This window comes from Flavobacterium sp. FlaQc-30 (genome assembly GCF_044005885.1).
Lineage (GTDB): Bacteria > Bacteroidota > Bacteroidia > Flavobacteriales > Flavobacteriaceae > Flavobacterium.
Genome location: NZ_JBIPCO010000001.1, coordinates 792,999 through 814,935, shown reverse-complemented (window position 1 = coordinate 814,935; position 21,937 = coordinate 792,999). Strand labels below are relative to the sequence as shown.

Annotated in this window: 17 protein-coding genes and 1 pseudogene; 7 read left to right on the top strand and 11 right to left on the bottom strand. The window is 35.2% G+C overall.

Annotated elements, in window-relative coordinates; genetic code table 11:
* Positions 1-71: 71 nt before the first annotated feature.
* Together ACHRV0_RS03540 and ACHRV0_RS03535 are read left to right on the top strand one after the other, a co-directional pair.
* The gene (locus tag ACHRV0_RS03540) at positions 72-800 is read left to right on the top strand and encodes a hypothetical protein (protein ID WP_395439920.1); all 729 of its coding nucleotides are present in this window, start codon (positions 72-74) and stop codon (positions 798-800) included.
* 71 nt (positions 801-871) lie between these two features.
* A complete protein-coding gene (locus ACHRV0_RS03535; protein WP_395439919.1) occupies positions 872-2,476 on the top strand; it encodes a fumarate hydratase in 1,605 nt (534 codons plus the stop codon).
* A gap of 163 nt (positions 2,477-2,639) precedes the next feature.
* On the opposite strand, the gene ACHRV0_RS03530 is transcribed toward ACHRV0_RS03535, so the two are convergent.
* Both ACHRV0_RS03530 and dinB read right to left on the bottom strand, forming a co-directional pair.
* Complete coding sequence (locus tag ACHRV0_RS03530) at positions 2,640-3,140, bottom strand: PAS domain-containing protein (protein ID WP_395439918.1); 501 nt, start codon at positions 3,138-3,140, stop codon at positions 2,640-2,642.
* A 101-nt stretch (positions 3,141-3,241) separates the two neighbouring features.
* The gene (gene dinB / locus ACHRV0_RS03525; protein WP_129022661.1) at positions 3,242-4,324 is read right to left on the bottom strand and encodes a DNA polymerase IV; all 1,083 of its coding nucleotides are present in this window, start codon (positions 4,322-4,324) and stop codon (positions 3,242-3,244) included.
* 140 nt (positions 4,325-4,464) lie between these two features.
* Between dinB and ACHRV0_RS03520 the strand changes: the two genes are divergently transcribed.
* Both ACHRV0_RS03520 and ACHRV0_RS03515 read left to right on the top strand, forming a co-directional pair.
* A complete protein-coding gene (locus tag ACHRV0_RS03520) occupies positions 4,465-5,199 on the top strand; it encodes a metallophosphoesterase family protein (protein ID WP_129022662.1) in 735 nt (244 codons plus the stop codon).
* 46 nt (positions 5,200-5,245) lie between these two features.
* Positions 5,246-5,777: pseudogene (locus ACHRV0_RS03515) on the top strand (DUF6646 family protein).
* A 157-nt stretch (positions 5,778-5,934) separates the two neighbouring features.
* Here the strand turns inward: ACHRV0_RS03515 and ACHRV0_RS03510 are convergent.
* The 9 genes from ACHRV0_RS03510 to ACHRV0_RS03470 form a co-directional block, all read right to left on the bottom strand.
* On the bottom strand, positions 5,935-6,588 hold the full coding sequence (locus ACHRV0_RS03510) for a CoA transferase subunit B (protein ID WP_078006684.1): 654 nt from the start codon (positions 6,586-6,588) through the stop codon (positions 5,935-5,937).
* Positions 6,589-6,668: 80 nt separating this feature from the next.
* Positions 6,669-7,370 (bottom strand): CoA transferase subunit A, encoded by a 702-nt coding sequence (locus ACHRV0_RS03505; protein WP_129022664.1) that lies wholly within the window; start codon positions 7,368-7,370, stop codon positions 6,669-6,671.
* Between the two features lie 169 nt (positions 7,371-7,539).
* On the bottom strand, positions 7,540-9,846 hold the full coding sequence (locus tag ACHRV0_RS03500; RefSeq protein WP_129022665.1) for a penicillin-binding protein 1A: 2,307 nt from the start codon (positions 9,844-9,846) through the stop codon (positions 7,540-7,542).
* A 9-nt stretch (positions 9,847-9,855) separates the two neighbouring features.
* Complete coding sequence (locus ACHRV0_RS03495; RefSeq protein WP_395439917.1) at positions 9,856-10,335, bottom strand: gliding motility lipoprotein GldH; 480 nt, start codon at positions 10,333-10,335, stop codon at positions 9,856-9,858.
* A complete protein-coding gene (locus tag ACHRV0_RS03490) occupies positions 10,319-11,683 on the bottom strand; it encodes a regulatory iron-sulfur-containing complex subunit RicT (protein WP_129022667.1) in 1,365 nt (454 codons plus the stop codon). The genes ACHRV0_RS03495 and ACHRV0_RS03490 overlap by 17 nt, the downstream gene beginning before the upstream one ends.
* A gap of 177 nt (positions 11,684-11,860) precedes the next feature.
* The gene (locus ACHRV0_RS03485; RefSeq protein ID WP_129022668.1) at positions 11,861-12,091 is read right to left on the bottom strand and encodes a ferredoxin; all 231 of its coding nucleotides are present in this window, start codon (positions 12,089-12,091) and stop codon (positions 11,861-11,863) included.
* Entirely contained in the window at positions 12,091-13,332 is a 1,242-nt protein-coding gene (locus ACHRV0_RS03480; RefSeq protein WP_395439916.1) for a peptidase U32 family protein, read from the bottom strand. Before ACHRV0_RS03480 ends, ACHRV0_RS03485 begins: the two co-directional genes overlap by 1 nt.
* Positions 13,333-14,032: 700 nt before the next feature.
* Positions 14,033-14,464, bottom strand: coding sequence for an IS200/IS605 family transposase (tnpA, locus tag ACHRV0_RS03475; protein WP_395439915.1), 432 nt, complete (start codon positions 14,462-14,464; stop codon positions 14,033-14,035).
* A gap of 25 nt (positions 14,465-14,489) precedes the next feature.
* On the bottom strand, positions 14,490-15,848 hold the full coding sequence (locus ACHRV0_RS03470) for a rhodanese-related sulfurtransferase (RefSeq protein ID WP_395439914.1): 1,359 nt from the start codon (positions 15,846-15,848) through the stop codon (positions 14,490-14,492).
* A gap of 319 nt (positions 15,849-16,167) precedes the next feature.
* Between ACHRV0_RS03470 and ACHRV0_RS03465 the strand changes: the two genes are divergently transcribed.
* Genes ACHRV0_RS03465 through ACHRV0_RS03455 form a run of 3 tightly spaced genes read left to right on the top strand, consistent with a single transcriptional unit; the run spans position 16,168 to position 21,865 of the window.
* A complete protein-coding gene (locus ACHRV0_RS03465) occupies positions 16,168-17,313 on the top strand; it encodes an efflux RND transporter periplasmic adaptor subunit (RefSeq protein WP_395439913.1) in 1,146 nt (381 codons plus the stop codon).
* Between the two features lie 18 nt (positions 17,314-17,331).
* Positions 17,332-20,505 carry an efflux RND transporter permease subunit gene (locus ACHRV0_RS03460; protein WP_395439912.1) on the top strand — a complete coding sequence of 1,058 codons (3,174 nt, stop codon included), beginning with the start codon at positions 17,332-17,334 and terminating at the stop codon, positions 20,503-20,505.
* A complete protein-coding gene (locus ACHRV0_RS03455; RefSeq protein WP_395439911.1) occupies positions 20,498-21,865 on the top strand; it encodes an efflux transporter outer membrane subunit in 1,368 nt (455 codons plus the stop codon). The genes ACHRV0_RS03460 and ACHRV0_RS03455 overlap by 8 nt, the downstream gene beginning before the upstream one ends.
* The last annotated feature ends 72 nt before the right edge of the window (positions 21,866-21,937 follow it).

Genomic DNA, 21,937 nt, shown 5'->3' with positions numbered 1-21,937 from the left:
AGAATGGGTTTAATATGTTGAAACTATAACTTTACTGAAAAGGAACATTGATAATAATAATTAAAAAAATAATGAAACCACAAGCTCTTTTATTTTTATTGCTTTTAATAAGCTGCCAAAAACCAAAACCTGAAACGCAACTTACAAGTACAACTGCAGAATCTAAAACAGAAACAACTGTCGTAAAAGAACATTTTTTAAAAACAGATACAATTTCAATTGCTGAAGGAGAAGAAACCTCAAAAACCAATTTTATTTTAGCTCATCTATTAAATCAAACAGCAGATAAAGACAGCATTGTAACTGCAAAATATCGTCTTGATTTCTATGTAAATAAAACTAAAGTTACCGATTCACAAATTTCAATTAAAGGCGTTGATAAAGGATCTGAATGGGGAGCAACATATGGATTAAATTCGACGGCTTCCAAAAATTCTCCTTTTGTTCAAATTACTTTTGGATATCCTGCCTGCGGTTATAGCCAAAATAATTATTTGTTTTATTTAAAAAACAGTGACTTACAACTGGTTCATGAATGGGATTCTATGCTCGATGGAGGTTGGGGAAGCTGGGTTGAGTTTGACAATCCTAATGCAAAATCTAATCCTGAATCTTTTTATTGTAAAACCGTGACCTATTTCCCCGAAGATGATAATGAAGATATGGGAACTGTTTCACATTCTGACTCTATTGCTTTTCGCTTAAACGGCAATCATTGGAAAAAGCAGTTAGTTTCTGCCAAAGACAAGGTTTATTTCGAGAAAAAAGTATCGTTTGACGAATTTCACAAACGAGAATAAACACTCAAAAACAAGTCTTATTCAAATTCTTTCTTAGGTAAATAATTTCTAACTTTGTAAAAAACAAAGCAATGATTGATTTTATATACCAAGATCCTTATCCTATTTTAAAGGATGATACGCAATACCGCAAAATCACTTCTGATTTTGTAAAAGTGGAACAATTTGGTGAACGCGAAGTTCTTACCGTTGACCCAAAAGGTTTAGAGTTATTGGCTGAAGAAGCTTTAACAGATGTTTCGTTTATGCTTAGAACGACGCATTTACAGAAATTAAGAAAAATTCTTGACGATCCTGAAGCTACAGATAATGATCGTTTTGTGGCTTACAATTTGCTTCAAAATGCTTCTGTTGCTGCCGAAGGACAATTACCAAGCTGCCAAGATACCGGAACTGCAATTGTAATGGCAAAAAAAGGTGAAAGCATTTTTACTGGTGTTGATGATGCAGAATGGTTAAGCAAAGGAATTTTTAATACCTATCAAAAACGTAACTTACGTTATTCGCAGATCGTTCCAATTTCGATGTTTGAAGAAAAGAATTCAGGTTCAAATCTTCCAGCTCAAATTGATATTTATGCTAAAAAAGGAGCTTCTTATGAATTCTTATTTATGGCAAAAGGAGGTGGTTCTGCAAATAAAACATATTTATACCAACAAACTAAGTCTTTATTAAACGATAAATCTTTAGATGCTTTTATCCGTACTAAGATTAAAGATTTAGGAACTTCAGCATGTCCGCCATACCATTTAGCTTTGGTTATTGGAGGAACTTCTGCTGAAGCGAATTTAAGTGCTGTAAAAAAAGCTTCAGCAGGCTATTATGACCATTTACCAACTTCAGGAAACATGGCTGGTCAGGCATTTCGTGATCATGAATGGGAAGAACGTGTACAGCAAATTTGCCAGGAAAGTGCAATTGGCGCCCAGTTTGGAGGAAAATATTTTACACATGATGTTCGTGTAATTCGTTTACCTCGTCACGCTGCTTCTTGCCCAGTTGGATTAGGAGTTTCTTGTTCTGCAGATAGAAATATCAAAGGAAAAATTACGAAAGACGGAATTTTTGTTGAGCAATTAGAAGTGAACCCAAAACAATTTTTACCAGAAACAGCTCCGCATTTAGAAGCTCCGGTTGAAATTGACTTAAATCAGCCAATGGCAGATATGCTGGCAAAACTATCTCAATATCCTATCAAAACGCGTTTAAAGTTAAACGGAACTGTAATTGTAGCACGTGATATTGCACATGCTAAAATTAAAGAGATGCTTGAAGAAGGAAAACCAATGCCGGACTATTTTAAAAACCACCCTGTTTACTATGCTGGACCAGCAAAAACGCCAGAAGGAATGCCTTCAGGAAGTTTTGGTCCAACTACGGCTGGTCGAATGGATGTTTATGTTGATGAATTTCAAAAACATGGCGGAAGTATGATTATGCTTGCAAAAGGAAACCGAACTAAACAGGTTACTGATGCTTGTCATAAATACGGCGGATTCTATTTAGGTTCTATTGGCGGGCCCGCAGCAATTTTGGCTCAAGATAATATTCTAAAAGTTGAAGTTGTTGATTTTGAAGAATTAGGAATGGAAGCGGTTAGAAAAATCACCGTTAAAGATTTCCCAGCTTTTATTATCACTGACGATAAAGGAAATGACTTCTTTGAAAATTTATAGTTTTTTCTAGATGCTGAGGAACTAAGGTTCTGAGGTACTTAGATTTTAAAAAAAGAAACCGCCAAATGGCGGTTTCTTTTTTACTATAACTTAAAGGTCTACCCTTTTATGATTTTCTTTAGTGACTCTGAGCCTTTGTCACTTTGAGCCTTTGAACCTAAAACTAAGCACTTTTATCTTCTTTTTCGAAAGCTATAAAATGAGAAACTTTACCTTTTAAATTATAAACAGGTATTGCATCAATGTTGCATTTGTAAACTTTTCCGTCTTTTTTATAGTTTTTAAGGGTTTTATTGAATGGAACTTGCTGTTGTATCGCTTGTCTTATTTCATTTAAAACCACTTTTGATGTGGCAGGCCCTTGAAACATTTTTGGTGTTTTTCCTAAAACTTCATCTTCTGTATAACCAGTCATTTTTTTAATTCCATTTGAAGCGAAAATGATTTTCAAATTCAAATCAGTAACCAAAACAACTTCCTTTGTAATACGCTCTTCGATATCAAAGTTTTCCTGATTCCAAACGAACTGATTGGAGATTTTATTCATTCTTTTTAAGTCTGCAAGAAATGCTTTGAGCTCTCTAAAATACTCACAATGAAAATCCCACGCCAAAATAGGAACTGAATTACGATCCGAAGTCTCCTCAGATAAGTTTGTTTTCATGCTCAGATATTTGATTTTATCTAAATTTTCAACTCAAATATAAGAAGAAAATTCATCACAAAAACAAAAATATTCATAAGTTTAATTATTTAATAATACACTTAAAATGAAAACTTTAGCTGCACAACAACAGCTTTTTTCTCTTCGGTATTTAGATTACTTAAAGAAATTCCCAACAATCGAACTGAATCTTTCATTTTCTCCTGATATAGTAATTCTTCAACAATTTCGATAATTAAACTTTTATCCGAAATAAAATAAGGCAGTGTTTTACTTCTAGTTTGCTGTGTAAAATCGCTGTATTTTATTTTAAGTGTAACTGTTTTTCCTGAAATAGTATGCTTTTTCAACCGCCTTTCTAGTGAAGCGGCAATTTTTTCAAGCTGCTCCAGCATAAAAATTTCAGAAGACAAGTTAACATCAAAAGTATGTTCGGCTGCGACGGACTTAGTTGTACGAGATGCTTTTACCTCGCTGTTATGAACGCCTCGAACAACATGGTAGTAAAAAGTTCCTGACTTGCCAAAATGTTTTTCAAGGAACTCCAGCGATTTGTTTTTTAAATCTAATCCTGTAAAAATGCCCAATTGATACATTTTTTCTGTTGTGACTTTTCCAACACCATAAAACTTTCGAATAGGCAGTTCTTCCAAAAAACTTAAAATTTCATCTGGATTTACCGTTTTTTGTCCGTTTGGTTTGTTGACATCACTGGCAATTTTAGCCACAAACTTATTAACTGAAATTCCAGCCGAAGCGGTTAGACCAACTTCATTTAAAATCCTAAGTCTAATTTCTTGCGCCAATAAACTTGCACTGGGATTTCCTTTTTTATTTTGAGTAACGTCGAGATAAGCCTCATCCAGCGAAAGCGGTTCAACTAAATCTGTATAGTCATGAAAGATCTTATGAATTTTACTAGAGATTTCTCTATATCGATCAAATCTCAGAGGAACAAAAATAATATCTGGACAGTATTTTTTGGCCAAAACTCCGCTTATAGCACTTCTAACTCCAAACTTTCGAGCTTCGTAACTTGCTGCAGAAACGACTCCTCTATTCTCTGAGCCTCCAACTGCCACAGGTTTTCCTCTCAGCATCGGATTGTCCATCTGCTCAACAGAAGCATAAAAAGCATCCATATCAATATGAATAATTTTTCGATATGTTGGCAAGTCTGACATAATGCAAATTTAAACAGGAAACCTATAACTAGAGAGCTTCTGCTGTTATAAATAGTATCAATTTTTAAAGATTAACAACTAAATGATTCCAAACAAATCATTTTAATTATTTTTGTAGTTAATACCCGAAATTTTTTAAAATGCGAACATTTGTTATAGGCGACATACACGGAGGATTACTCGCACTTGAGCAAGTGATGAAAAAAGCTCAAGTTACTACAAAAGATACTCTTATATTTTTAGGTGATTATGTTGACGGCTGGAGTCAGTCAGCAGAAGTAATTGATTATTTGATTGATCTAAAAAGTAAGCAAAACTGCATCTGCATTAGAGGAAATCACGATCAATTGGCTTTAGAATGGCTTGAAAACAGACATGATGACCTTGATGAAGAAATGTGGTATAAACATGGCGGAAGAGCAACTGTTGAAGGCTATGCTAAAGTATCTGAAGAAAAAAAGAAAACACATATTACTTTTTTAGAAGCACTTAAGGATTATTATTTAGATGATCAAAATCGTCTATTTGTACATGCTGGTTTTACTAATTTAAATGGTGTTGTTTGGGAATACTTTCCAAAACTATTTTATTGGGATAGAACACTATGGGAAACTGCACTTTCATTAGATCCAAACTTAAAACCAGATGATTTGTACTATCCGAAGCGTTTTACAGTTTATAAAGAAATCTATATTGGGCATACGCCTGTTACCAGAATTGGACAGACTATACCTGTACAAAAGGCTTGTGTATGGAATGTTGACACTGGTGCCGCTTTTAAAGGTCCGTTGACAATTATGGATATTGATACTAAAGAATTCTGGCAGAGTGATCCGCTGAACGAATTATATTCCGATGAAAAAGGTAGGAATTAGCACCTAAAAAACTAAATTTGCACTCAATAATTAATATTTAAGTTTTATGAAAAAGGTTATTACATTTTTGTTTTTAGTAACATTTGGGTTTACTCAGGCGCAGCAGGCTTTTAAAGGAAAAGGAGATATAAAAGTAAACGTTGGTGCTAATATACAAGATGGAGGTTCTGGAATTCAAGGGTCTGTAGATTTTGGTTTAGGAGAAAATTTCTCTTTTGGTTTTGTTGCTAATTATTTACTTGGTGTAGATAATTTTACTGGTTTCTATCATAACAATCCAACTCCTTACAACGATTACAAACCAGATTTTCAAGATCGTTTTGACGCTAAAGCAAGAATTAATGCTAATTTAAGCAGTGTTATTGGTGTAGAACAATTAGATATTTACCCAGGTTTAAGTTTAGGATTACATAATTTTGGAGGTCACATTGGCGGACGTTATTTCTTTACAGATGGTTTTGGAGTTTTTACTGAAATTGGATTTCCAATTGCAAAAATACGGAAGTAATGATGGTGTTTTTGATCACTTAAATAATCAAACGACTTTTAGTTTAGGAGCTTCTTTCAATTTAGATTAAGTTCCAAAGGCTCAAAGTGGCAAAGGGACAAAGTTTTTAAAAATAAAAAAACCGCTCATTTTGAGCGGTTTTTTTATTTTTAAAAACTTTGAGCTTCTGTGTCTTTGCGAAACTAAAACATTTCATATACTTTCTTTGTGTACATTGCGGTTAAAATCTAAATTGCCATTTCTGGAATTTCTCCCTCAATAATCAAATCGGCTTCAGTTGAAGCAATGATATGCTCAACAGAAACACCTGGCGCTCGTTCTAAGAGCTTAAAACCTTTTTCTGTTACTTCGAGAACCGCAAGCTCAGTTACAACCTTTTTAACGCATCCTACACCTGTTAATGGCAAAGTACATTTTTTTAAGATTTTAGATTCGCCTGCTTTATTCACATGCATCATAGCAACGATGATGTTTTCGGCGGAAGCCACTAAATCCATCGCACCTCCCATTCCTTTTACCATTTTACCCGGAATTTTCCAGTTTGCGATATCTCCGTTTTCAGAAACTTCCATTGCTCCTAGAATGGTTAAATCTACTTTTTGACTGCGAATCATTCCGAAACTAAACGCCGAGTCGAAAAAACTTGCACCCGGAAGTGTGGTTATGGTTTGTTTTCCTGCATTGATAATATCTGCATCTTCTTCACCAGCGAAAGGAAAAGGTCCCATACCAAGAACTCCGTTTTCGCTTTGAAATTCAACTGCAATATCTTCTCTGACATAATTTGCAACCAAAGTCGGGATCCCGATTCCAAGGTTTACAAAATATCTGTCTTTTACTTCTTTTGCAATTCGTTTTGCTATATCTTCTTTTGTTAACATGTCTTGAATGTGTTAATTAGAAAATTTGATAATTAGAAAATTTTTACGCAATCTGCTTAATTATCAAATTTTCTCATTATCTAATTTTTAGTTCTCACTGTTCGTTGCTCGATTCTTTTTTCAAATTTTTCTCCTTGAAAGATACGCTGTACCATAATTCCGGGAATATGAATTTGATTTGGATCTAAAGTCCCAACTGGAACCAATTCTTCAACCTCTGCAATTGTAATTTTCCCTGCACCGGCCATACAAGCATTGAAGTTTCTGGCAGTTCCTTTAAAAATCAAATTTCCAGCTTCGTCACCTTTCCATGCTTTTACAATAGCAAAATCGGCTTTAAAAGCTTGTTCCATAATGTGCATTTTACCGTTGAATTCGCGAACTTCTTTTCCTTCGGCAACTTCAGTTCCGTAACCAGCAGGTGTAAAGAAAGCTGGAATTCCGGCTTGTGCTGCACGACAGCGTTCTGCCAAAGTTCCTTGCGGCGTTAACTCTACTTCCAATTCCCCTGAAAGCATCTGACGCTCGAACTCGGCATTTTCTCCCACATAAGAGGAGATCATTTTTTTGATTTGTTTTTTCTGCAAAAGCAATCCTAAACCAAAATCATCGACTCCGGCATTGTTCGAAATACAAGTTAAATCTGAAATTGTAGTTTCTACTAAAGCCGCAATAGTATTTTCAGGAATACCGCACAGACCAAAACCGCCAAACATAATTGTCATTCCCGTTTTTATTCCATCAATTGCTTCCTGAACATTATTTACTTTTTTTGTTATCATAACAAAGGGTCTTTATTATCGTATATTTTTGATAAAAATAAGATTTTTAGATTAATTTATATCGATTTCGTAAAAAAATAAAATCAACCAATCCAAAAAAAATATCCTTTTGCGTTTTTCAAATCTGAAAGCCGCAAAAGGATATTTTATATTTAAAAAAGAGACTAAATTACAACTCGAATTCGTCTGTATTTTGTTCTGTTTGTGTTGTGTCTTTTACAACAGCAGGTCTGCTATAACAATCTACTTTTATAGAAAGATTTGCTGGACGTTCAAATTCTGATTTAGAAATTTGAAGTCCTGGATCAGCATAACAAAGTTTCATGAAATACCCCCAAATTGGTAATGCTGCTGTAGCTCCTTGTCCGTAAGTTAAACTTTTAAAACGAGCCGAACGATCTTCGCAACCTACCCAAACTCCAGTTACTAAATTCGGAACCATTCCCATAAACCATCCATCTGACTGATTTTGTGTTGTTCCGGTTTTACCTGCAATTGGATTTTTGAACATATACGGATATCCTGTCCATCTATTATCACCACTTCCACCGCCTTGCGTACGCAAACGAGCACCAGAACCAGTTTCTGTAACCCCTTCTAACAATTTGATTACGGCAAAAGCAATATCTTTATTTAAAACGTCATGAGATTCTGGAATTGGTTCGTAAATAACCTCGCCGCTTTTATTTTCGATACGGCTTAAAAATTGCGGTTTTACATAAACTCCTTGATTGGCAAATGTACTGTAAGCAGCCACCATATCTTCAACCGTAATATCAACAGCTCCAAGAGCAATAGACGGCTGTGCAGGAATTTCGGTTTTTACCCCTAATTTATGTGTTAATTCAACAACTGCTTCTGGGCCAGTTCTGTCAATTAATTTTGCTGAAATCGTATTAATCGAATTAGCCAAACCTTGCTTTAAAGTAACCATTCCGCGGTATCTGTTGTCAGAGTTTCTCGGTTCCCAATCTGCTGTAACATTATGACGTCCTTTATGAATCATAAATGGTCCATCTAGAATTGAATCACAAGGAGACATATTTAATTGTTCAATAGCAGTTGCGTAAACAAATGGTTTAAAAGTAGAACCAACTTGTCTTGCTCCTTGCCCAACGTGATCGTATTGGAAATATTTATAATTAATTCCCCCAACCCATGCTTTAATATTTCCAGTTTGCGGCTCCATAGCCATCATACCTGATTGTAAAAAATGCTTGAAATAACGAATAGAATCTAATGGCGTCATTACAGTATCACGTTCTCCTTTCCAAGTAAAGATGCGCATTTTTGTTTTTACTTTGAATGAAGCAATAATATCATCTTCGCTTTTATCCATGTCTTTCATCTGAGCCCAGCGAACAGAGTTTTTCATTGCCTGCATCATAATACGATCAGTCTCTGCTTGCGTAATGTTTACGAAAGGCGCATTTTTATTGGTTTTCATTTCAATAAAAAATTGCTGCTGCAGATTTTTCATGTGCTCAGAAACTGCTTCTTCGGCATGTGCCTGCATTCTCGAATCGATGGTAGTATAGATTTTTAAACCGTCTTTATAAATATCATAATCTGAACCATCTGGTTTTTTATTTTCGGCAACCCATTTTTTCATGTAATCACGAAGGTATTCTCTAAAATAAGTAGCTGTTCCTTCACGGTGGCTTTCTAGTTTGAATTTTAACGCAATTGGCAAGGCCTGCAACCTCAACTTTTCAGCTTCAGTAATCATTTTTGCTTTTTCCATTTGAGAAAGCACTACGTTACGACGGTTTTTTACTCCTTCTGGATTACGAACTGGATTGTATAATCCCGAGTTTTTGAACATTCCGACTAAAATAGCCGATTCGTCCATGGTTAAATCTTTTGGATCTTTTGAGAAATAGGTTTGAGCAGCAGAACTAACTCCTACTGAATAATTTCCGAAATCGTAAACGTTGCAATACATTGCCAAAATTTCGTTTTTGGTGTATTGACGTTCCAGACGAATGGCAATAATCCATTCTTTTATTTTTTGTACAATTCTAAAAGGGAGAAATTTAGAACCTTCTCCATGAAATAATTGTTTTGCAAGCTGTTGTGTTAATGTACTTGCTCCTCCATTTGTTCCTAAACTAAATACCGCTCTTAAAGTTCCACGTCCGTCGATTCCTGAATGTTCGTAAAAACGAGCATCTTCAGTTGCAACCAAGGCTTCAACTAAACTTTTTGGTAAATCCGAATATTTAAGCTGAGATCTATTGGTTTTAAAATACTTACCAATTACAACTCCATCAGAAGAAATAATCTCGGTTGCCAAATTAGAATCTGGATTTTCCAAATCTTCAAATGAAGGCATCGAGCCAAAAAGTCCCCAAGAAGCAAATAAAAAGAAAGCCAGAATACCTAATAAGGAATAAGCAAAAACTCTCCAGAACTTCTTTTTATAATAATTAATATCCTTAACGCTATTTGTTTGATTGTTTTTCTTAGCAGCCATAACTATTTTCTAATCTTTTTGTTCTATTCTAAAACCTACATCTGTAATACCATCTAAAGCTTCAACTCCAGGTATTTTTCCTGATTCTCTAACCGCTTGTTTAATATGAACTTTGTAGGTTCCTTTAAACTTTACATCTTCTTTGTAAAAAAGTTTACTTTCTTTAATATCGCTAAAACCGTTTCCTAAAAGAGTTCCGTCAGGATTTGCCATTTGATATTCTAAAGTATCCACTTTTGTAAAACCGCTTGGTGTTTCTAAAGCTACAATTAAGAACAGATTATTAAACGGATAATTGTTGTTGTCTCTCAAATTTACAAACAAATTGTATTTTTTGGTAGAATCTAAAACTGGCAGATCAAAAGTTACAATACTGTCTTTGTGCCAAGCACTTCCAACAGATTTATACTCATCGAACACTCTTTTTTTATCGCACGAAAAAAGGAGTATCGCTGCCAAAAAAAGAATTCCGCTATTTTTTATTCTCATTTTTTGTAATAATTATAGGTTTTCTAGGTTCAGCCGTTTTATTTTCATTTGAATTTGGCTTATTCGAGTTATTTCCTTTATTCGTATTTTGCGGCTTATTCTGGTGATTTGGCTTATTCGGATTATTCCCTTTATTTGGTTTATTCGAATTTCCTCCACCAGGTTTATTATTAGCTTGCTGTGTTTTTTCAGGAGCAGCAACAATCGCATTTTCAGCATTTGGCTTACGCTTACGATTTGGTTTTTTCTTTCTTTTCGGCTGGTCAAAACGAGTTAAACTTTCTTGACCCATTGCGTTATTAAAGTCTTTTTCAGGCTCTGAAGTCACTTCAATTGCAAAATCTTCTAATGAAGAAACTTTGTTTTTTTGTTTATTCTCAGCTATAATTTCTTTTACCTGATCAATTTTTAAAACATGCCAATTTGCAAAATTATTGGTATAAGCAAACCACATTAATCCTTTAAAAATATCTTGTTTCTGACAGATTGCATCTCCTTTTTCTGTCACTAATTTAGTGTCGTAATCTGGAAAATCTTTCAATGCGTCCATGTAAGTATCTAACTCGTAGTTTAGACAGCATTTTAATTTACCGCATTGTCCTGCTAATTTCTGTGGATTCAATGAAAGCTGCTGGTAACGTGCTGCCGATGTGTTGACACTTCTAAAATCTGTTAACCAAGTTGAACAGCAAAGTTCTCTTCCGCAAGATCCAATTCCACCCAAACGAGCAGCTTCCTGACGGAAACCAACTTGTTTCATCTCAACTCTTGTACTAAATTCTTTTGCAAAATCTTTAATCAAAAGTCTAAAATCGACTCTGTCATTTGCGGTGTAATAAAAAGTAGCTTTTGATCCATCACCTTGAAATTCAATATCTGAAATCTTCATTTCCAGCTTATGCTGAATTGCCAATTCACGTGCACGAACTTTCATTGGTTCTTCACGATCACGTGCTACAGACCAAATATCAATATCTTTTTGAGATGCTTTTCTATAAATCTTTGGAACTTCGTTACTATCTGGATTTACTCCTTTTTTCTTCATTTGAATTTTTACCAATTCTCCTGTCAAAGTAACAATTCCTATATCATGTCCTGGTGATGCAACAGTTGCTACAATATCACCTATGCTTAACGTTAATTTTTCTGAATTTCTAAAAAACTCTTTACGTCCGTTCTTAAAACGAACCTCAACACAATCAAAAACCACCTCTCCATTAGACGGGCTCATGTTCGAAAGCCAATCAAAAACCGTCAATTTATTGCAGCTGTCGGTGCCGCAAGTCCCATTATTTTTACAACCCTTTGGTGCGCCGCCATCAGAGGTTGAACAACTTGTACATGCCATAATTATATATGTAGTGTTGCATAAAAGCAACTTAAGTTCATAAACGTTTGATCGGTAAAGATAGTATTTTTTTTATTTTGCTTTTTATCGTTTGAATTATAAGACGTGTAAAATAAAAAAACCTGTTCTGTTTAACACAAAATAGGTTTTTTTAAGCTTTTTTTAGGCTGAATATATCTATGTCTCTTTAACCGTAATAATTTTCACCGGACAAGCTTTTGCTGCTAATTCGCAGCTTTCAACAATACTATGATTTGGAGATTTTAATGTAAAAAAGCCTTTTGCATTCACTGAATGAATCAAAACTGATTTCCCATCCTTTTTTGACATTTGAAAATGCACTGGATCCATTTCGACGCAGTAATTACATCCAATACATTTATCTCTTTGTAAAGTTACGATAACCATTACGCTTCAACAATTTTATATAATTTGTCCGACATTCTGATTCTAAATGGAAGTTTAAAAGTACAATCGTCTCCTTTTGTAGCTTTTTCTGCTGCGAGATCATTTACAAACATCTCATCAATAATCATTTCCTGAGCGCCGGTGCTTGGTCCGGTTACGAGAATTTTATCCCCAATTTTTATATCGTAAGCTTCTATTTTGAATTGTCCTACATTGGCTTTTGGAAAATAATGTGTTCCTCTTCCAACATAAACCTTTTTCTGTGTTGCTGCAGATCCTGGAATAGCACTCCATTCTCCTAATTCTTGTCCCAAATAATATCCTGACCAGAAACCACGATTGTAGACAGTTTCTAAAGCCTGCATCCAAACTGTTACTTTTTCTTTGGAGAAAGTTCCATCATAATAAGCATCAATAGCTTCACGATAAGTTTTAATAACTGTTGCTACATATTCGGGCGCACGACCACGCCCTTCAATTTTTAAAACCTGAATTCCAGAATCTATAACTTGATCTAAGAAATCCAGCGTACATAAATCTTTTGGCGACATCATGTATTCATTATCAAGTTCGATTTCAAAACCAGTTTCCTGATCGATAACAGTATATTTTTTTCGGCAGTTTTGTTTGCAGGCGCCACGATTCGCAGATGAATTATGAGAGTGTAAACTCAAATAACATTTCCCTGAAACTGCCATACACAAAGCTCCGTGGCCAAAAATTTCGATTTCAACTAAATTTCCATTTGGACCTTTTATCTGTTCTTTTTCAATTTGAGCCGTAATATTCTTTACTTGACGCAAGCTTAATTCTCGACTCAAAACCATTGTATCTGCAAATAAGCTGTAGAATTTTATGGTTTCGATATTCGTTACATTCAACTGAGTTGAAATATGAACTTCCATTCCAATTGATCTTGCCATGGCAATTACGGCCTGATCAGAAGCAATTACCGCCGTTATATTAGCTTCCTTCGCCTTGTTCAATAATGTTTTTACGACAGATAAATCGTGATCGTAAATAATCGTGTTTAATGTAAGATAGCTTCTAACATTTTGGGCTTCACAACGCTTCGCAATTTCTTTTAAATCTTCAATTGTAAAGTTCACCGTCGAACGTGCGCGCATATTCAGCTGTTCAACTCCAAAATATACGGAATCACAACCATTATCTAAAGCAGCCTGAAGCGACTCAAAGTTCCCTGCGGGAGCCATGAGTTCAATTTTGTTGGTAAGTGTCATTTTGATTTATTATTCAAATGACAAAAATAATGCGGGTATAGATTAGATTCCTATGATTTATATCATAGTCTATATTTTAAAAATTATTCGTAGAAATATTAATAATCGTTGTCGATATCCGTTGTGTTCCTGCGGTTGAAACCGCAGGCTATGTTTTCTTTACGTATTGTTTGTCAATATAGCCCGTGGTTTTAACCACGAGAACGCATCGGATTCAATCCTACAAAATGCATGATCGTTGAGGAAATTCATTGAGTCCATGCGGTTGAAACCGCAAGTTATGTTTTTCTTTGCGCATGTTTTTTCAAATATAGCCCGTGGTTTTAACCACGGGAAACGTATCGGATTCAATCCTACAAAATGGATAATCGTTGAGGAAATTCGTTGTGTCCATGCGGTTGAAACCGCAGGCTATGTTTTTCTTTACGTATTGTTTGTCAATATAGCCCGTGGTTGAAACCACGGGGAACGCATCAGATTCGATCCTACAAAATGCATGATCGTTGAGGAAATTCATTGAGTCCATGAGGTTGAAACCGCAAGTTATGTTTTTCTTTGCGCATGTTTTTTCAAATATAGCCTGTGGTTTTAACCACGGGAACGCATTAGATTCAATCCTACAAAATGCATAATCGTTGAGGAAATTCGGCCCGTGGTTGAAACCACGGGAAACGCATCGCTAATTAAGCCAAGCAATCATTTATTCCCCCAGTCCATGCAGTTTTACAAACTCATCAAATTCATCTTTCCCATTTTTCTTAAGATGATGTTGCTTTTGATTTTTAATGTAATTGTAAACAACATCTAACTGTGATTCACTTACAGAAAAGGCTGCAAAGCCAGTCTGCCAAGCAAATTTTTCAAGGATAAATTCTCCTCTATTTATAAAATGAGAAGAACTTCCTTTTATTTGCTTTACAATGTCTGAGATTGTTTTTTGTGGATTTTGTAAAAATAAAACATGTATATGATCTGGCATTCCGTTAATGATTCTAACTGGGCATCCAAGTTCAGTTAACTCTAGCCAAATGAAATCGTACAGTTGTTTCTCAATTGAATAATCAATTAATTCCTGACGATTTTTGGTTGCCCAAATGACATGAACCCATAATTTGGTAAACGATTGCGACATAAATAAATTAGCATAAAAATTTATGCTAATTTACAATTTTATACAATTTATCTGACAATCTAATTCTAAAAGGAACTTCAAAAGTAACTTTATCACCAATTTTAGCTGTTGCAGTTTCTGCCCCATCAACAATCAGCTTTTCTAAAATCATTTCCTGATTACCTGTTGTTGGCCCCGAAATTAAGATTTTATCTCCGCTGTTTAACTCTTGGTTTTCAATAGTAAATTGTCCTACTTGTGCTTTAACATAATAATGTTCTGCTTTTCCAAGAAGTACTTTTTTTACTTTTACTTTCTGGCGAATATCAACTGGTTTTTCTGCGGCACCCAAAGCTGAGTTTGGCAGTTCACCTGAATGTTTGAATTTTAGATTTTCTGATTTTCCTTTTCTAAACACTTTGTTTCCAACTTGTTTTCCAGTTCTTAAACGAACTTGGTCTACTAAAGGCATATGAATAATCTCTAAACATTCTGTAGAACAACAGTTTTCCATTGCGGCTTTACAATCGTCACATTGAATAAACAATAAATGACAGCCGTCATTTTCGCAGTTTGTGTGATTATCGCAAGGTTTTCCGCATTGGTGGCATTGTGAGATAATATCATCTGTAATTCTTTCTCCAAGACGATTATCAAATACAAAGTTTTTTCCAATGAATTTGCTTTCTAAACCTTCAGCTTCAATTTGTTTAGCATAATTGATAATTCCGCCTTCTAATTGAAATACATTTTTAAAACCTTGGTGTTTAAAATAAGCACTTGCTTTTTCGCAACGAATTCCTCCGGTACAATACATTACCAGATTTTTATCTTCTTTATGGTTCTGAAGTTGATCGTTGATTATTGGCAGACTTTCTCTAAAAGTTTCAACGTCTGGAGTAATGGCGTTTTTAAAATGTCCTACTTCACTTTCGTAGTGATTTCTAAAATCAACAACAATTGTGTTTGGATCATCTAAAATCTCGTTGAATTCTTTGGCTTTCAAGTGAACGCCTATATTGGTAACATCAAAAGTATCATCATTTAAACCGTCGGCAACGATTTTATGACGAACTTTAATGGTTAATTTTAAAAAGGAATGGTCATCATGTTCTACAGCTTCATTTAAACGAATGCCTTTCATGAAATCATAAACTTCAAGAGTTGCTCTAAAAGCTTCCAAATTTTCTTCAGGAATACTCATTTGAGCATTAATTCCTTCATTAGCAACATAAATTCGACCTAAAGCATCGAGTGCGTTCCAGGCTAGAAATAAATCATCGCGAAATTTTTTGGGATCTTCAATTTTTGCATACGCATAGAAAGACAACGTAAGACGTTGTTTACCTGCATCATCGATCATGATGGCTCTTTCTTCTGCGCTCAAAGTGTTGTACAGTTGCATGCTATAAACAGTTTTAAGTTAAGAATATATGTGATTTTTAAAATCTGCTGCAAAAATAAGGTTTATTTTCAGATTAAAAATTCTATTAACATTTTATCTGTTTTTTTTGATTAAAGAATTGGTTCAATTCGTACATTTTATCTTTACCATTCATCAAAACCACCGTAATTACTGATTATCAAATAAATACAGTCTTTACAAAGTGAGATAAAATGAAATATACTTTTTTCATTTTTTTATTAAAAAAATGTTAACTTAGCTATGGACTTAATTGGTTTTTAGTTAGTTGAATATTAATGCATCTTAATATAAATTAAAAATGAACAAAATTTACCTCTCGGCAATTCTACCCCTTTTCTTTCTTTCAGCCTGCAAAAAAGAAACTCCGCCAGCGCCAAAACCATTAGAAATCTCAATCCTTACAGTTTTGAATCAGGATGTAAAAGTTGAATCTGAATACACTGGACAAACTTACGGGCAATCAGATATTCAAATAAATCCGCGAGTCGATGGCATTATTACAAGCTTAAATTTTAAAGAAGGAGGTTTTGTAACCAAAGGTCAGTTATTGTACAGCATTGATCCGTTACCATATAAAGCAAAAGTTGCCGAAGCCGAAGGAACATTGGCAGAATCGCAAGCACGTTTGGCAAAAACCAAGGCCGACTTAGATATGATTGCTCCTTTAGCTAAAATAAATGCTGTTAGTCAGAGAGAATTAATTTCGGCAAAATCTGCCAATAGTGCTTCTCAAGCTCAAATTAAAGCATCACAAGCTTCTTTAGAAAATTCAAAAATTGAATTGGGTTACTGCCAAATTCTAGCTCCAATTTCAGGTTTAATTGGAATATCTAAAGTAAGAGTGGGCGATTATGTGAGACCTGGTGCGGCATCTGTTTTAAATACAATTTCTGATCTAGGTGATGTTAGAGTCCGATTTACAATGAGCGAACAGGAATTTCTGCGTCTTTTTAGAGAATTTAGTAAACCCGATTCTCCCTTAAAAGGATCTGGCGCAGTAGTTTCTCTAAAATTATCAGACGGATCAACGTACCCTGAAACAGGTCGAGTTAGTTTTGCCGACAGACAAATTGATCCTTCTACTGGTGCCATAACATTTGAAGCTTCATTTGCAAACCCTGATAAATTACTGCGTCCGGGACAATATGTAAAAATTGGTTTACTTACAGATGTTCGCAAAAATGCAATCGTGATTCCGCAGCGAGCAGTAATAGAAGTACAAGGGATTTATCAAGTGTATGTTCTTGGAAAAGACAATAAAGTCAATATGCAGATTGTAAAACCGGGTCCATCAGTAAAAGATGGTTATGTTATTGAAGATGGTTTAAAACCTGGAGATAAGATTGCCATGGGAGGCACTTCATTATTAAAAAATGGAAGTGTTATTACACCAAAAATAGTGCAATGGGAATTAGGTCAGACTGGGGCTGGAGCAGCTAAATAATTTATACAACACAGTATTATGGGAGAATTTTTCGTTCGCAGACCAATTGTTGCTATTGTAATAAGTATTATTATTGTAATACTTGGATTACTGGCACTACAAAAAACGCCTATTTCACAATACCCTGACATCAATCCGCCTGTTGTAAAAATTACTACAAGTTTTACAGGAGCTAATGCATTGAATGTTGAACAAGCTGTTGCTACACCAATTGAACAAAAGGTAAATGGTGTAGAAAATATGTTATACATGAAATCTACCAATACTTCTGATGGAGCTTGTACCATTGAGGTAACTTTTGATGTAGGAACCAATTTGGACAATGCCAATATGCTTACGCAAAACAGGCAGAATCAATCTTCGCCTTTTATGCCTTCAAGTGTAAAACAACAAGGTGTTGTGGTAAAAAAGTCACTTTCATTCCCAATGATGTTGTTTACAGTAACATCAAACAATCCAAAATATGATGCTAAATTTTTAAATAATTATGCCAGTATCAATATTGTAGATCAATTGGCACGTATAAAGGGTGTTGGAGAAGTTTCACTCTTTGGAGGAAGTGATTATTCAATGCGTATTTGGCTAAAAGCAGATGTAATGAGCAAACTAGGCGTTACTGTTGATGATGTCAAAAATGCATTGAATGCTCAAAACATGATTAGCCCGGGAGGAAAATTTGGAGCTGAGCCTGCACCGCCCGGAACCGAGTTTACTTATGGTGTTACATTGCAGGATCGTTTAGTTACTGAAAAACAATTTGGAGAAATTGTTGTTCGAAGTAAAAAAGATGGTGCTCAGGTTTTACTAAGTGACATCTCAAGAATTGAATTAGGAACTGAAAATTATAGTTCTTCTGCTCGTCGTAACAGCTCTCCAAGTGCGGTAATGGCAGTTTATCAAATGCCGGGCAGTAATGCTCTCGAAGTGGCTAAACTAGCCAAAAGCACCATGAAAGACTTGTCTGAAAAATTCCCAAAAGACATAGAATATCAAGAATCATTAGATACTACTCTTGCCATTACAGCGGGAGTTGATGACATTGTTCATACCCTTTTTGAAGCGATTATACTGGTAATTTTGGTCGTTTTTATTTTCCTTCAAAACTGGCGTGCAACATTAATTCCATTAATCACGGTTCCAGTTTCTTTAATAGGCACAATTGCCGTTTTCCCATTATTAGGATTCTCTATAAATACACTTTCGCTTTTAGGATTAGTATTAGCTATTGGTATCGTAGTCGATGATGCCATTGTTGTTGTAGAAGCCGTAATTCATCATATCGAAAAAGGAAAAAGTCCGCGAGAAGCAACAATCCAAGCAATGCGTGAAGTATCTGGCCCTGTAATTGCAATTGCCTTAATTTTGATTGCTGTATTTGTACCTGTTGCAATGACTCCAGGAATTACAGGTCGTTTTTATCAGCAGTTTGCCATAACCATTGCCGTCTCTGTAGCATTCTCTGCATTTAGTGCCTTATCTTTAAGTCCCGCTTTATGTGCCATGCTGTTGAAACCAACTAAACCAATCGAAGAACAAACAGGCTGGTTAGCTAAGTTTTTTACTGGATTTAATAGAATTTTCGAAAAAGTAACGGGCAGATACATAAAAGGAGCCACTTTTTTTGCCAAAAAATCAATGCGAATTGTTGTATTACTGGCAGTTATTCTAACTGCGGTTGTATTACTAGGCAAAAAAATTCCGTTGGGATTCATTCCTGAAGAAGATCAAGGTTATGTATTGGTCAATATGTCTTTACCGCCCGCATCTTCATTGCAACGCACTGATGAAGTATCAAGAAAAGTGGATAGTTTTTTAAAAGAAGAAAAATCAATACTGTCCTATACTACCATAAACGGGTTTAGTATGCTTACGAATTCTTACCAGCCTAATAGTGCATTTGTTTTCATTTCATTAAAACCTTGGGAAGAAAGAGAAGAAACCTCTAAACAATTTGTTGACAGAATAAACAAAAAATTTGCAACTCAAATAACGACTGCTTCTGTATTCGGATTTGGTCCTCCGGCAATTCAAGGTCTTGGCGCGTCTGCCGGTTTTAGTTTAATGCTGCAGGATAAAGGTGGTAACACGCCACAATATTTAGCCGAGCAAACTCAGGCTTTTATAGCGGCAGCTCAGCAGCGCCCTGAAATAAAACGTATTTACACCACCTTTAATGCTGGTTCTCCGCAAATTAAACTTGATATTGATAATGACAAAGCCATGAAACTAGGCGTACCCGTCTCGAAAGTTACAGAAGCTTTAGGAGCATTTTTAGGAGGAAGTTATGTAAATGACTTTAATCGTTTTGGGCGTCAATATAAGGTTTTCATACAAGGTGAAGCTGTAAATAGAGTAAAACCAGAAGATTTGAATTTAATTTATATCAAGAATAATGATGGCGATATGCTGCCAATATCTACATTAGTTACAGCAACAAAAGTTATGGGGCCCGATTTCACCAATCGTCTAAATCTATTTAGATCTGCCGAAATTGGAGGAAGCCCTAATGACGGTTACAGTAGTGCCCAAGCCTTACAAGCTTTAGAGGAAGTTGCCAAACAAACTCTGCCTTCAGACATGGGCTACGATTACATCAACCTTTCCTATCAAGAAAAACATTCTCCCGGCGGAAGTTCCGTATTTATAATGGCATTAGTTTTTGTATTTCTAATTCTAGCCGCACAGTACGAAAGCTGGAAACTGCCTTTTAGTGTTTTACTTGGTGCTCCTTTTGCCGTTTTTGGTGCATTTTTAGGGCTGCTTTTAGCAAGAATTGGAAGTGATGCATATGTCAACAACGTTTTTGCTCAAATTGGACTAGTACTGTTAATTGGATTAGTCGCCAAAAATGCCATTCTTATTGTCGAGTTTGCCAAAGAAGAATATGAAAAAGGAAAACCGCTTTATGAATCAGCAATGGTAGCAGCAAAACTTCGTTTTCGACCAATTTTAATGACCGCCTTTGCTTTTATTCTTGGAGTTGTTCCGCTGTTAACCGCAACAGGAGCAGGTTCTCAGGCTCGAATTGTAATGGGAATGGCAGTATTCAGCGGTATGTTAATCGCTACCGTTTTAGGTGTGTTAATTGTACCCGGCTTATTTGTAATGATTGAAAACATCGGTAAAAAGAAAGATGATGAGATCGTAACATCTGAAAATAATATGGACTCAAAAACTACAGACCATGATTAAGAAATACAAAATAATCGTAGTTATATTTATACTTTCACTACTACCGGTGGGCTGTATGGTGGGACCAAAATATACTAAACCAGAACAGCTAAAGTCAGATTCTTATAAAAACGAGAGAAATTTAGATACACTGGCTTCTGTAACCAACTTAAAATGGTTTGATCTATTTAATGATGATGTTTTAAAAGATTTGATTACAAAAGGACTTCAAAATAATTATGATTTAAAAATTGCAGTCGCCAGAATTGATCAGCTTAGAGCAGAATTAGGTTATTCTAAAACAAATTTATTGCCTTCATTTCAATATGGAGCAACCATAAACAGCAATGAGAAAAACTTAACACCATCGAATGTCGGCGCCAGTATGTCATGGGAAATTGATTTTTGGGGAAGATACCGCCATGAAAATAATGCTGTACAAAATGAACTTCTTGCGACAGAAGAAGCTCGAAAAGTTGTTTTGTCTGATATTGTAAGCAGTATTGCCACAGCTTATTTTCAGATGCGAAACTTTGACGATCAATTGGAAATTGCAAAACATACTCTTTCTACTAGAGAAAAGTACTATGAGATTATAAGCAAAAGATTTGAAAGCGGTTATATCTCTGAGGTTGATAAAGTTCAAATTGAACAGCAGGTTGCCATAGCGCAAGCCGCTATTCCTAATATCAAAAGGCAGATTACCTATCAAGAAAATGTTATTTCTCTTCTTACAGGTCAGCTTCCATCTGAAATTCCGCGAGGAAAATCTAACACTGAACTGCGAGTTGTAAATGAAATACCATTATCAATTCCTTCTTCTTTATTAGAAAACAGACCTGATGTAAAAGCTGCAGAATTAAAGTACAAAGCTTCAAATGAAAGAATTGGAACGGCTCAGGCCATGCGTTTTCCTTCTCTAAACCTTGCCGCAATTGCAGGATTTGCAAGTGCCGATTTAAGCAATTTATTTTTAGGAAGTTCCTACGTTCAGAATGCATCAGCTGGAATTGCCGGACCAATATTTGCTTTTGGAAGAAACAAACGAAGAGTTGAGATATATAGACAACAGGCCGAAGAGCTCAAATTTTCCTATCAAAAAACCTATATTTCTGCCGTTACCGAAGTAGAACAATCTATTCAAAACATCAAAACCTACAAAGAAGAATGGGAAGCCCGCAACAGACAGGTTAAAGCGGCTTTAATAAACTTTAATCTTTCTCGAGAAAGATACGACAGCGGCTACGTTTCTTACCTAGAAGTTTTAGATGTAGAAACTAATTTGTTTAATGCTCAATTAAGCTTAGCACAATTATCTGAAAGACAATTAAGCTCGATGGTGGAGTTGTATAAAGCACTTGGCGGGGGATGGAGCTTATAAAGGCGCAAAGGTTCAGAGTGACAAAGGTTCAAAGATTTCTTAACATACTCTAAAAAACAAAAAAGCACTATT